Annotated in this window: 11 protein-coding genes and 1 pseudogene; 11 read left to right on the forward strand and 1 reads right to left on the reverse strand. The window is 38.9% G+C overall.

The window, feature by feature from the left end; all coding sequences use genetic code 11:
- Positions 1-118 precede the first annotated feature (118 nt).
- Entirely contained in the window at positions 119-3,652 is a 3,534-nt protein-coding gene (locus CEQ21_RS14905) for an Ig-like domain-containing protein (RefSeq protein ID WP_185765198.1), read from the reverse strand.
- A gap of 412 nt (positions 3,653-4,064) precedes the next feature.
- Between CEQ21_RS14905 and CEQ21_RS14910 the strand changes: the two genes are divergently transcribed.
- The 11 genes and pseudogenes from CEQ21_RS14910 to imm47 all read left to right on the forward strand — a co-directional run bounded on the left by CEQ21_RS14910 (position 4,065) and on the right by imm47 (position 12,893).
- Positions 4,065-4,991 (forward strand): glycoside hydrolase domain-containing protein, encoded by a 927-nt coding sequence (locus CEQ21_RS14910; protein WP_185765199.1) that lies wholly within the window; start codon positions 4,065-4,067, stop codon positions 4,989-4,991.
- Between the two features lie 129 nt (positions 4,992-5,120).
- Entirely contained in the window at positions 5,121-5,528 is a 408-nt protein-coding gene (locus CEQ21_RS14915; protein WP_185765200.1) for a YkvA family protein, read from the forward strand.
- A gap of 192 nt (positions 5,529-5,720) precedes the next feature.
- Complete coding sequence (locus CEQ21_RS14920) at positions 5,721-7,661, forward strand: deaminase domain-containing protein (protein WP_185765201.1); 1,941 nt, start codon at positions 5,721-5,723, stop codon at positions 7,659-7,661.
- Between the two features lie 15 nt (positions 7,662-7,676).
- Positions 7,677-8,033 (forward strand): Imm3 family immunity protein, encoded by a 357-nt coding sequence (locus tag CEQ21_RS14925; RefSeq protein ID WP_185765202.1) that lies wholly within the window; start codon positions 7,677-7,679, stop codon positions 8,031-8,033.
- A 327-nt stretch (positions 8,034-8,360) separates the two neighbouring features.
- A complete protein-coding gene (locus CEQ21_RS14930; protein WP_185765203.1) occupies positions 8,361-8,849 on the forward strand; it encodes an antitoxin YezG family protein in 489 nt (162 codons plus the stop codon).
- Between the two features lie 192 nt (positions 8,850-9,041).
- Positions 9,042-9,833 (forward strand): AHH domain-containing protein, encoded by a 792-nt coding sequence (locus CEQ21_RS27170; RefSeq protein WP_235907261.1) that lies wholly within the window; start codon positions 9,042-9,044, stop codon positions 9,831-9,833.
- Between the two features lie 22 nt (positions 9,834-9,855).
- Positions 9,856-10,365 carry an ankyrin repeat domain-containing protein gene (locus CEQ21_RS14940; protein ID WP_185765204.1) on the forward strand — a complete coding sequence of 170 codons (510 nt, stop codon included), beginning with the start codon at positions 9,856-9,858 and terminating at the stop codon, positions 10,363-10,365.
- Between the two features lie 483 nt (positions 10,366-10,848).
- On the forward strand, positions 10,849-11,124 hold the full coding sequence (locus tag CEQ21_RS14945; RefSeq protein WP_185765205.1) for a GH-E family nuclease: 276 nt from the start codon (positions 10,849-10,851) through the stop codon (positions 11,122-11,124).
- Entirely contained in the window at positions 11,117-11,650 is a 534-nt protein-coding gene (locus CEQ21_RS14950) for a suppressor of fused domain protein (protein WP_185765206.1), read from the forward strand. Before CEQ21_RS14945 ends, CEQ21_RS14950 begins: the two co-directional genes overlap by 8 nt.
- On the forward strand, positions 11,607-12,050 hold the full coding sequence (locus tag CEQ21_RS14955; RefSeq protein ID WP_185765207.1) for a toxin-antitoxin system YwqK family antitoxin: 444 nt from the start codon (positions 11,607-11,609) through the stop codon (positions 12,048-12,050). Before CEQ21_RS14950 ends, CEQ21_RS14955 begins: the two co-directional genes overlap by 44 nt.
- A 48-nt stretch (positions 12,051-12,098) precedes the next feature.
- Positions 12,099-12,893: pseudogene (gene imm47 / locus CEQ21_RS14960) on the forward strand (Imm47 family immunity protein).
- Positions 12,894-12,933: the final 40 nt, after the last annotated feature.

Raw genomic sequence — 12,933 nt, forward strand, 5'->3', positions numbered from 1 at the left:
TTTTTTGTTCTATTTTTGTTCACTTTCCACTTTTAAGTTGAAAAGGAAGCAAGTTGTTGTAAAGCAGTTAAACGCTAAAAAGCCAGACGGCAGATTACTCTGTGTCTGGCTTCTTCTGTTATTTAGCCTTCGCAACCTTCTTTTCTGTCACTTTGCTGATGTTACCAGCCTTGTCTGTTGCTGTAACAGCAAGGACTGTTTTTTCCTTTTGTTTTTTGATTGTGATAGAGTAGCTGCCTTTTTTGTCTGCTTTTCCTGTTGCAAGTACTTTATTGTTCACCTTGATTGTCACTGTTGCGTTTGCTTCTGTGCTGCCTGTGACCTTCGTCGTTACTGTTGTCACATTGTTCACTTTAGGAGCACTTGGAGCCGTCTTGTCAGCAACTGTAACTGTTTTTGCTTTGCTGATGTTGCCCGCTTTATCCTTCGCTGTAATGCTCAGCTTTACGCCAGCCTTTTGCTTACCAATCTTGATTGAGTAAGCGCCTTTGCTGTCTGCTTTCCCACTTGCAATCTTCTTTTTGCCATCTTTAATTTCAATGGAAGCATTCGCTTCTGCTTTGCCAGTCACTTTTGTGCTGTTGTCACCAATTGTACCGCTCACAGTTGGCGCGCTAGGAGCGGTTTTGTCTGCGACAGTGACTGCTTTCGCTTTGCTTGTGTTACCTGCTTTATCTGTTGCAGTAATGCTTAGCTTTGTGCCAGCCTTTTGTTTTTTAATCGTGATCGAGTAAGCGCCTTTGCTGTTGGCTTTGCCGCTTGCAACAGCCTTTTTGCCGTCTTTAATGTCGATAGAAGCATTAGCCTCTGCTTTTCCTTCTACTTTTGTGCTCTTGTCACTAATTGTACCTGTAACAGTCGGTGCTGCAGGTGGTGTGCTGTCGCCAACTGTAACAGATGCAGCCTTGCCTGTCAGCTTCGCGCCGTCCGTTGCTGTAACGCTTAGCTTTGTGCCCTGCTTTTGCTTGGCGATTTTGACAGAGAACTTGCCAGCATTATCTGCTTTCGCTGTGCCGATTGTTTTCTTGTTCGCTTTAACCGTAATTGTCGCATATTCCTCTGCTGTACCTGTTACCTTCGTGTCATTATCGCCAACTTTATTGACCTTCGGTGCATTAGGAGGTGTTGTATCCTCCAGCACGCTTGTGCGAATCGTTGCTTTCGCTTTAACACCATTTACTGTTTTCTCAAATGCTACTTCAAGCAGACCTTCTGCCTTTTGTATTGGAATCTCGATTTTGTAATTACCTTTTTTGTCTGCTGTTGCCTTTTTCACTTCCTTGCCAATTTTCACACTGACAGCCGTGCCGCTTTCAGCCGTTCCTTTAATTGCATAGCTGCTGTTATAAATATCCCCAACAGTTGCTTTCAGCAATAATGCGCTGTAGGCGCCATAGGCATCAAGACGACCCCAGCCAGTAACATAATCATAGCCTGGAGGAAGAGAGTCTCCCTCTTCATAAATAACCTCGCCGTCCTCGGTAATTTCAACGAAAGTTTCTTCAAACTTGTACGGGTTGTCCTGCTCCTCAAATGCAACGTCTTTCGCTGTTTCCGTCAGGATTTTTTCTACCTCTGCTGGCTTTAAGTTATTGTTCAAAGATAGAAGCAGTCCTGCTGCTGCTGCAACATGCGGTGTTGCCATCGACGTGCCGCTGAAGTATGTGACATTGCCGTTTGGCACAAGACTTGGGATATTTGTACCTGGTGCGACTAAGTCTGTTCCAATGCCATAGTTTGAATAATCGGATACAAGATCCATATCATTTGTAGCTCCAACAGAAGTCGCATATTTGCTTGATGCTGGATAGCCTAATTCTTCATAGCCGTCATTTCCTGTCGCCGCAACGATTGTGACATTATGCTTGTACGCATATTGCAGCATATATTCCAATGTTCTGCTGTATGTGCCGCCAAGACTTAAGTTGATAACCTTTGCGCCTTTATCAACAGCATATTTAATTCCTTTGGCAATTTGTTCTGTGTCCCCATAGCCGCTTGCGTCAAGAACCTTGACAGGAAGGATCTTCGCATTAGAATGAATGCCGGAAATAGAGTAGCCGTTATCCATGCCTGCTGCGATAATGCCGCTCACATGTGTTCCATGCCCATTATCATCTAACGCATTATTATTGTTGCCAATATAGTTATAGCCTTCAGTTGCCAAAACATTGTTAAGGTCAGCAAGTGTGCTGTCAACACCAGTATCAACAACAGCGATAACTGTTTCACTTGGTTTTGCTGCATGAAGCAGGGAGTGAAGTGGTCCGAATTGGATATCTGCACCGCTCGTACCTTGTGTTTGGCCAGTGTTGGAAAGTGACCATTGGTATGGACTAGAAACATCGCTTGTTGTTCCTAATGCTTTATATGTTTGTATTTGTTCCACATATTCAACCGCCGATGATTTTTTCACAGAGTTGACGATGCTGTTTTTTGCCTGTGCAGAATAGCCATTTGCTTTGACCTCACTGCCGAGATCGATTACATATAAATCGTCTGCGATTTTATCAGAGGTGTTTAAGTTTTCGATTGTTTCACTTTGTGTGGATTGTGCGCTTCTTTTAAAGGTAGACAGGCTTTTGCCTGCTTTCAGCTTAACGATATACTTGTTGGAAGTGTTCTTGTTGGAAATAGCGGTTGTGGAAGCTCCCAATTTAGAAAACACACTTGATAGTGTTTTATCCTCTAAATTGCTGATTTTGATTTTTGATTCTGTCTTTTTCAGTTGCTCCTTCAAAGCATCTGGAGCTGCATCATACGTATATTTGTAGAGACTGTTAATTGCCTTCACATCTGCGCTTGTGAAAGTATACGTCGAGCTTGTGCCGTTTTTAAGTAATTCCGTATAAATTGGTTTCAGCTGGCGCAAATTCTTTAAAACGTCACTGCGAAGCTGGTCGTCAAAGATAATTTTCGCGCTTAAGAAAGGTGCGACCTTGTAATATAAGGATGATAGCTTTTTGCCTTCCTCTGTTTGAGACAAAATCGAATCTCTGATTTCACGAAGGTCCTTTAAGATAGCTAAACCATCCTTTTGCTCGCTTGTGCTTAGCTCAACAGGACATTCCTCTGCTGATTCGATATCTGTTGATGGCGCAAGAGTTGTTCCTTTTGCCTTTAGTGTAAAGGAAGTATCCACTTCAACAGGCTCTACTTCCTCACCCTCTGGCAATTCCTCTTGTCCTAGCTCTTCCTCACCCTCTGGCAATTCCTCTTGTCCTAGCTCTTCCTCTTCATAATAAGGATAATACTCAACCTTCACATAATAAGAGCCGACCCATGCTAATGGAAAGTGAATAACAGCTGGCGATTCTGTATAGCTGTAGCTTCGATATTGATCAAATGTGTCATCTGCATTAGCCTTATCAAGGCTTGAGTAAACAGAAACATTCATTTCCTCTGTAGAATTTAACGTAAATTCATAATGTGTAAAGTTCTTCGTGTCTTCAGCAGAAGGAGTAAACGTAAACCATTTAACATTCTCTCCATCTGCAAAGCTTTCCTCGATTGTCGTGCCACCTGTAAGCGTTTCCCCCGCGTCAGCTGTTTCTGCGGCCGCTGCCGGAAGCGCTGTCCAAGTGCTGACAACTAAAACAAATGCTAGTAAAAAAGTAAAGATAGAACCAAGCTTGCGTTTGCTGTTTCCCATTTCGTACCCCCTAGAAATTTTAATAGATTACTAATCTATTAAAGCACTTTTTTTGGAAAAAAGTTATTAATATCTAGTAAAAATGGAAAAATTATTCATTTGTTCCTAGTTGTGATAAAAGTTCGTAGGTATAAAGCCTATGGAGGGGAAAAGTATCAGGGAAATAGACCTTAGTATCGAAGCAAAGCAGGCTAATAGACAGAGTATGGTCAACCAGAAATGGTAAAATAACATCATTGGTAAAAAAGGGTGGCTGCAGCCAATCCGCATCCTTTTGCTGGAAGAGGTAAACAACTCTTCATGTTTCCATTTTTCAGCGCAAAGGTAATGCCGCAAGCAGAGAATTTTTTCTCACAAGCCTTCCTAAAATTGAGAATTTCTTCTATATATAGGTAAAAGGGGAGTGATAAATATGGCAAGAGGGTTTGATTGTGCGACAAAGCTAAATATAACAACAGCAAGTGCTTTAAAGAAAGCAGGGTTTGCTTATACAGCCCGCTATCTTGGAAACAGCTGGAAGACCTTTGATGCTGCCGAGGCAAGGGCGATAAGGAACGCTGGCTTAAAGCTAGTCAGTATTTTTCAAAAAAGCGCCAACAGGTCATCCTATTTTACAGAGGAGCAAGGAAGACAGGACGGAAGGGATGCAGTGAAAGCAGCACAAAATGTCGGCCAGCCAGCAGGAACAGCCATTTATTTCGCAGTTGACTTCGATGCAGGCAAAAGCGCAATCCCACATATTCTTGCGTATTTCAACGGTGTGCGTAAAACCTTTCATACGTATAAGCTAGGAATCTACGGCTCATATACAGTTATGCTTGCGGTCAAGGGACTGGCCGATTATTATTGGCAGACATATGCATGGTCATATGGGAAGGTTGCTGATTTCATCCATATGCACCAGTATGAAAACAATATTAAAGTCGCAGGGGTCCTTATTGACAGAAATGATATCCGCAAAAATCCAGGCGATTGGGGCTGGACAATCAAGGAATCTGAAGTGCCAATCTTTGAGGTGAAAACCGAGACAGGAGCCTATATGACAGCCGCAGATGCAAAGCAAGGCAAAAATAAAAAAGGCATTATAAAGAAGGGAAGCTACTTCCTCTTTAATCAATCAGCAGGAATGGTAAATGTGACAAAACAAAAGGGTGTACCAGGCTCGTGGATTAATCCTGAGGCAAGTGAGGGAGCAAAATACCATATCGTCATAAAAGGCGAAAGCCTCACTAAAATTGCGCAAAAATACGGCACAAGCCTCAAAGCCCTCCAAAAGCTTAATCCACAAATCAAAAATATCCATCTAATCTATCCAAACCAAAAGATCCAGGTCAAATAGACATGCTGCCCCTTAATAACGAGGGGTATTTTTTTATGAAAGTTTTTCCAAATAAGGCTAACAGCAATACATTTACAGCCAATATTTAGTATGATAGAAGTAAGAAAACCAAAAGGGAGGCGAGTGGGGATGGAGAAGAACAAGGAAGAGCTTGAGGTGAAGCTGGAGGACGCGGGAAAGCATTTTTCCGAGGAAAAGTTTTGGGGTAAGCTTACGAAGTTCGCGAAAAAGGCAGGTGCCTCTGTCGTGTATGCCGTCCTGCTTTTGTATTTCACGTTAAAGAAGCCAGATGTGCCAGTAAGGGCAAAAACAACCATTATTGGAGCATTAGGTTATTTCATTCTTCCCGTTGATTTAATTCCAGATATGGCAGTCGGCATCGGCTTTACAGATGATCTCGGAGCATTAGGAATTGCATTGATCCAAGTAGCCATGTATATAGATGAAGATACGAAACAAAAGGCAAAACAGAAATTAGCAAATTGGTTTGGAGATAATGTGAGTACGCAAGAGATTGATGCGAAAATCGGCGGCTAACTTTTTTATAGGTGAAATGGAAGCTAGGAAAATCCTCCAATAGTAAATTATGGGTATTTAGACTGGTGTAAAATAAATCTTTTGGCATATGAAAACCGCTTTTTTCTTTTTTACAATAAAAGGATATTAGGTAATCTATCGGATAATGATGGATTAATTGTTCGAATCCTTGTGAAAAAGAAAGGAGATACTGTGAAAATATTAGATGCTTCAAGTTTACAAGACGCAATGGAACAGAGGGCGAAGCATTATGATAAGCTTCGCGACCAATTTACATCATTAAAGAGGGCCTTTCAGGAAATGATTGATTTAGACGACTTTGAAGGCAAAGGAGCAGAAGCAATCAAAGGCTTCTATCAAGGCCAAATCGAAGTCGTCGAGGCCTGGCAGCGTTTATTTGACAGACAAATTGCCTTTTTTGAAGGCGTCAGCGGCAAGCTGGAGGACAAGGATTTAGGCAGCAACTCAAGAGTTGAAACTGCCTTTCTTGAAGAGGATCTCGCTCAAAAGGAACGACAGGCAGACGAGATGATAACAGAGCAAAGACGAGCTCTGGAGAATATCTTTCGTGATATTGACGATCTAGTCCCATTACATCCCTTCTCCCGCAGTCAATTCGACGACTTAATGATGGATGCCAGCAAAAAGCGAACAAAAACAATCGATGCAGTAGAAGAAGCCGATCAGGAGCTGAAGGACGAGTATATGTCTTCAGAGGGAGAGGAAGCCTATGCCATTCAGCTGTTTAGCGCCTTACTTGGCGCAACAAAGCAAGGCAGCAGCATTTCACCAATCCAGTTTGACGCAGAAGCCTATCATCAAAGCGATATCTACAAGCTGAAGGGAGAGGCAGAAGAAGCCACCATCAGCTACCTTACATACAAGCAGCAAGAACAAGAAGCAAGAGAAATCGCCGAACGCCCTGCAGTCGAAAAGGTGTGGGATGGAGTAAAAACCTTTGTCGGGGAATTCACCGGCTACTATGACTACAAGCGAGCGGTTGAAGGAGTCGACCCCGTCACAGGCGAAAAGATGTCAACCGCACAGCGCATCGCAGCAGGAGGCATGGCATTAGCCGGCTTCATCCCAATCGTCGGCTGGGCAGGCAGAGCCGTCAAAGGCGGCAAAGGCATCTATTCAGCCGCAAAAGGAATCAACGCAGCCGAAAATGCAATGAGCACCTACAAAAGCGTGCAAGCCTTCAGCACCCTAGAAAAAACCGAAATGGGCATCTACGGCCTCCTATCCGCCAACGGTCTATCCGAATACACAACAGGCAAAGACATGTTCGGCAACGAACTCACAGCCGAACAACGCCAAGCAAGCCTAACCCAAAGCATCTTCGCCGGCCTTCCATTTGTCCCAGGCATGGCTAAAGAAGCAGGCAAACTCGGCCAACAAGCACTGAACTCAACCGTACAGATTGGCAAGCAAGGAGCAGATGTTTCAAGAGCATTTATGGATGATCTTGGACGGAGCCTTAATACTGGTCCTAATGTGGCGTTTGCTGGTGGGGGTGGTGATGTGGGGTCTTACTTGAAGGCTGAGAGTAGGGCTGATGGTGTTGGGAAGGTTAGTGGGGATAAAGAAAGTTATTTGAGTATGTTGAGTGGTGGTAGTGGGGATGTTGTTAAGGGTACGGGTAAAGTATATCCAACTAGACAAATAGATTCAGTAACAGAAGCACATATAATTGATAGATTGAAGGAACTAAGAGGGAATTTATCGAGTAAATATAAGAAGTCTGGTAATTTTGCTCTTGCAGAGGTGGATGTTAATAGTTTAAATAAAAAGGAGTTTTATGCTTCGAGTAAAATAGATGAATTTAAAGGGGATTTAGAAGAAAAAGTTCCTGAAATTTCATTAAAACCAAATGAGCCAATTTTTGAGGCATCTCTAGCACCTGGTAAAGATGGAAAACCTTTTATGCGAGATTCTGACACTGAGTATAAGATTTTGAATGATATTGCTTTAAAACTGGGTGATGATGTAAATGCTACTGGTAAAATTAAGTTATTCACAGAACTAGATACGTGTGACAGTTGTAGCAAAGTAATAGCTGAATTTGCTAATAAATATAAGAATATTGAATTGGAAGTTATTCACAATAACGGTGAAAGACTTAAACCATAAAAGAGGAGTGATATCTTGGAAGACTGGGAATATAATGAAATATTTGAGGCTATTAATGAAGACTACAATGATTATTTAAAATTAAATAGAGGACATGAATATGCAATAGCAAGAACTGTTAATGATTATATAAATCTAGGAAAGATAGAAGACTTTATTGTTGATACTGCTATAGGTGAAATATTGTTATCCAAAAATAAGGTCTTTATTGGATATGTTGAAGGGATAACAAAGAGATTAAGTATGTTTAAAGAATTAGATGCTACAAGTGAACTGACACATGAAGAAAATGCAGACTTGACTAATAGAATAGAGAAAGTACTAGATGGTCTTAGCAAGGTTGAGATAGATTATAACCCTTATTCCGAGTAGTAATTTGCGAAGTTGTGATGATTAAAAATTGTAAAAGTGTTGATACAGTAAGAGTTAAAGAAATATGGCTGCGATATTAAAAGCATGGAACAGCCATTTTAAAGTATCCATAAGAAAGACACCAACGATTTTTTGATCAATGGTATTAAATGGAGACAGAAGGGCTAATGCTTTGAAAGAAACACCACCAAGAAAGGTTTCTGTAAGAATCGAAAATATTTATCTAGAAACGTCGTAGAGACCAAGCTCATTTGAGATAATGTATGAAAAAATAGGGAAAAGAAATGTTTGAAAAAATTATAAACGTAAGTAGGGAGGTTGAAATGGTTGGAACAAAGATTGAATGATTTATATAGAAAGATAGCTGAAACCGTTAATGAAATGATACCAGAACAGTGGGAGAGATTTTACTATTATGCTCAAATTTCAGAAGATGGTGGGGGTACTTACTTCTTTTATCAGCCTTCAACCAATCCAAGATTGAATGTATATAGCCTTGAAATTCCTTTTAAATATCAAGTAGACGAAAAATCATTCAAATTAAATAAAAGAAAGCTATTTTCTTTATCGGAAGAAATGAGAGAAGTTTTTAAAAACGAGGAGCAAGAACTTTGGTACTCTTTTACTCTAAAATTAGAGAGTACAGGCCAATTAAATGTGCATTTTGACTATACAGATTGGTTTGATACAGAATATAGTTTCAGTGACCAAATGATTATTTGGAAAAATAAATACTTAGGTGAAGTACCAGACAATGAAAATAATAAAGCTATAATTGATAAGTATTATTTTGAATTTCCAAATGACCCTATTTAATATAAAGCTATAAAGGTCAACCAGAAAGCACTTGATTGTATTAAGGATCAAGTGTTTTTTTTGTTTGCAGTGTCAAACTAGATGAAGGAGTCAAATTCCCTACAGCCTCCTATCTGCCGACGACCTATCCGAAAACAACGCCAAGCAAGCCTAACCCAAAGCATCTTCGCCGGCCTTCCATTTGTCCCAGGCATGGCAAAAGAAGCAGGCAAACTCGGCCAACAAGCCCTGAACTCAACCGTACAGATCGGCAAGCAAGGAGCGGACGTTTCAAGAGCGTTTATGGATGATCTTGGACGGAGCCTTAATACTGGTCCTAATGTGGCCTTTGCGGGTGGGGTTGGTGATGTGAATTCCTACTTGAAGGCTGAGAGTAGGGCTGATGGTGTTGGGATGGTTAGTGGGGATAAAGAAAGTTATTTGAGTATGTTGAGTGGTGGTAGTGGGGATGTTGTTAAGGGTACGGGTAAAACTGTAAGTGATTATTTTGATGATATAATTGTGAACGGTAAAGTAGATGCCAATAAGATGAATAAGCTTAAAAATGCTATACAGAATAATACTTTTAGTGTAGATGAGCTGACTGAGATTAGAAAAAGGATGTCTGAATTAGGCATTACTAAAGAATATGATGAAGCATTAATTAAAATGGATTTTGGTAAGTATCTCAGAGGACTAATAGGTGACCCACCTTCTGCTATGATAAATCCTCATGCACATCATATTTTATTTAAAAAAGGTCTTGGTCAGAAGCAACAAGAACTGGTTCGAGAAGGTCAGGAAATATTAAGAAGGTATGGAATAGATCCAATTATTGGGGAGGAAAACCTTGTTTGGGCACCAAATGCCGTAGTAGGACAACATAGTCTTGATGCTTTAGAGGAAGTAGTGAATCGGTTAAGGGCTGTTGAATCTGAGGGTGGTGACCTTGACGATATTGTTGAAACTCTTGAAGAATTAGGTGTATTAGCTAGTAGAAGATAATAGAATTAAAGGAGGATATGTTTTGGAACAAAAAAGTATAAACAAAGCAATAAGGAATGCAATTAAAATGGGTGATATCAATGAAGTAAAACAATTAATAGGTGATGATAATGAAATTTTAAATGCCATGACTTCATTTGGTACGTGGTTACATGTAGCTGCCAAGAGAGGACACCTTGAAATAGTTGAGTATCTAATTAGTAAAGGTATAGATATTGATGCTAAAGGTGGTACCTTTGATGCTTCTGCATTAAATTTGGCAGCAGGAGAGGGGCATATGGAGATAGTAAAGTATTTAATTGAGAATGGTGCAGAATTAGATGTAAGCTTAGCAAAAAGAAATCCGTTATTTGGAGCAATTTATGGCGGGCATAAAGAAGTAGCTGAGTTTCTAGTTGAAAAAGGAATAGATATTTCAATTAGATATACTGGAGAGAATATTAAGAATATGGATGCATATGAATACGCTAGACAATTTGGGCAAACAGAAATCGCTGAATATTTAAAGCAGAAGATGGAGGAAAAAGAATAAAAAAGTGTTACAGGCGGGTAGCCTGAAAAGATTAATATGCTTGTCAATATAGAGAAGAGATTAAAAATAGAATCATTAATAAAGCACTTAATTGCCTATTAGGCAACAGGTGCTTTTTATTTTATAAATTTCAATAGAACTTGCGTTTGTTCCAGGAATGGCAAGGTAAGAAACTAAACTTTAATTAACAAGCACTGAACTCAACCGTACAGATCGGCAAGCAAGGAGCGGATGTTTCAAGAGCGTTTATGGATGATTTTTGATGGAGCCTTCATACTGGTCTTAATGTGGCGTTTGCGGTGGGGATGGTGATGTGGGGTCTTATTTAAGGAAGGTTAGCGGGGATAAGAGCGAGTATTTGAGTATGATAGCGAAGAGTGGCAATGAGGGAAAGAATGCCGAGAAATTATATAAAAAAAGAAGTAGCTTGAAAAGGTTCTCGGACAAAAGCAGAAAATTAAGCACCTAAGAATAAATGGTAATATGATTTGTCCTACTTGTGGAAAAGACATTCCAGATAGTATTACCATTAACACTAAAAATGGACCCGTAAAAAGAATTGGATATGACTTAGACCACTATCCAGATACTTGGGCAGAAAGAATTGTAAGTATGAAAGCAGGAGAAATTCAACCAAATAGAAAAGAAGTGTTAGATGAGTACAATAGTCGATTAAGAGTTCAATGTCATGAATGTAATATAAGCCATGCATTCGAAGGAATAGAAGGAACTTATAAAGGAGCAAAAAAAGATGACTAACTATGGAGAACTTTATTACGATCATTACAATAAATATTTAGGCAATTCAGTTGATCGAGAAGTCTTTCGAAATAATGAAGAAATGCCTAGTATACAGGTTTTAAAATACGAAAATGTATTTGAGGAATGTTTAGTTTATAATACACTTGGATTAAGCAAATATGATGAAATAGTAGGTGACAATGTAGAAGTTTCTATAGTAGTTGATGGAGCCTTTAATAGTACAGGTTATATTCTTGCTAATGCACTATTTTACTGTATTGGGCAACAAATAGAGATTGGGAGAGGAGTAGCGATAAGCGGAATAGAAAATATCGATAAAAAGTTTGTTGAAAAATATAGTAAAAGCGCACTTTACTTTACTGACCCATTTGCTTTTCCTGAGGAATATAACACGGTTCGCACTGAGAACAATGACAGAGATGGTAGAATGCTGTTAGCATTTTTTATTTCTCAATCGGAATATGAATATTTCGTAGAGCATGGAACAGAGAAGTTTGAGGATATGTTGGAAGAAAGGGACTAATTTTGACGAAGAGTTATGGTTTGCGTCATATAGTGATGAAGTTTTAGATAATCCTAAGGACGAGAATGGAAAACCTTTTACAGGCTTAGCTTATGAATTATATGATAATGGTAATTTAATATACTATACCTATTATGTTAGGGGTTTTATTGAAGGCGAGTTAGTGGAATTTTATAAGAATGGGAATTTAAAGTCAGTGAAAGTTTTAATTCATGGACAAAGTAATGGTACAGAAAGAGTCTGGTACGAAAGTGGAGATATAAAATTTGAAGGAGAATACAAATTTGGTTTAGCGCTTCAGTATACAGAATGGGATACAAAAGGTTGTATAATAAAGCAAAAACTTTCTCCAATAGAAACAGATTTAAAATTGATTCAATCTTTTACTAAAAATGATTAACACTCAATATGGAAAAAGATAATCCAATGAATGAAAGTTGGTGTAAATATGAGTGAAAACAAAAACCTTATGAATAGTATATGGTTTGGCGAAAAATCTACCTTACCACTACCAGAAATAAAGGCAAATATTTTATATGCTGATACAGAAAGGGACGTTTTATTAAACTTAATAGAGTTATATAAACTTGGTGATTTCACGCAAAAACCTTTGTTGATTCAATTAATGAATCGAACTAAAGATGAAGCTGTTTTAAATTTATGTATTAGAGTTTTCTTAGCTGTTGCAACTCATGGAGATTTAAGAGATTCTAATAATCTCCATTTCTTATCTGATGGTAGTGAAGAAACTATTAACACTTTTGCGTCAGCTGCTGTGACATCCCTTTCTCTTGAAGTAATCCCTTATCTATTAGCCTTACTTGAAGAGTGGGAGGATGTTACTGATACAGCTATTATAATAAAAGACTCTATTGATTTCTTCCTTAATTTTGAAGAGGAATTAGGTGAAGAGGCAGGTGTTCAAGAGATAGGAGATTTTTATTTTAAGTATTGTGATGAGAATGATAAGGAAAACTATTATTTTTATCAGAATTTGGCTTTTCCCGGAGATATGGCAAAAAAATTAATGCGAAGGGTCATGGTTGCAGTAAATTAAGAGGAGCCATTAAGAATGGCATTGATTCTATCATTATTATCTGTTTTTACTGGTGAGAAAGTACCTTCAGATTATAATACAATAATTAATGCAAGTAATTATAAGAATTTCATTAATTATATTAATGCACTTTCTAGTAAGACCTGGGAAAAGGGGCATAAATACTTTTACGGTTTCAAGATATAACTTATACAAGTGTAGTTCTTGTAGGGAGTACTATCTTATC

Origin of the sequence: Niallia circulans (assembly GCF_007273535.1) — a bacterium.
Lineage (GTDB): Bacteria > Bacillota > Bacilli > Bacillales > Cytobacillaceae > Niallia > Niallia circulans_B.

What these genes read in the sequence shown, in the direction of transcription:
- CEQ21_RS14905 (WP_185765198.1), bottom strand. Translation starts at nt 3,652, where the DNA reads ATGGGAAACAGCAAACGCAAGCTTGGTTCTATCTTTACTTTTTTACTA.
- CEQ21_RS14910 (WP_185765199.1), top strand. Translation starts at nt 4,065, where the DNA reads ATGGCAAGAGGGTTTGATTGTGCGACAAAGCTAAATATAACAACAGCA.
- CEQ21_RS14915 (WP_185765200.1), top strand. Translation starts at nt 5,121, where the DNA reads ATGGAGAAGAACAAGGAAGAGCTTGAGGTGAAGCTGGAGGACGCGGGA.
- CEQ21_RS27170 (WP_235907261.1), top strand. Translation starts at nt 9,042, where the DNA reads ATGGCAAAAGAAGCAGGCAAACTCGGCCAACAAGCCCTGAACTCAACC.
- CEQ21_RS14945 (WP_185765205.1), top strand. Translation starts at nt 10,849, where the DNA reads ATGATTTGTCCTACTTGTGGAAAAGACATTCCAGATAGTATTACCATT.
- CEQ21_RS14950 (WP_185765206.1), top strand. Translation starts at nt 11,117, where the DNA reads ATGACTAACTATGGAGAACTTTATTACGATCATTACAATAAATATTTA.
- CEQ21_RS14955 (WP_185765207.1), top strand. Translation starts at nt 11,607, where the DNA reads ATGGAACAGAGAAGTTTGAGGATATGTTGGAAGAAAGGGACTAATTTT.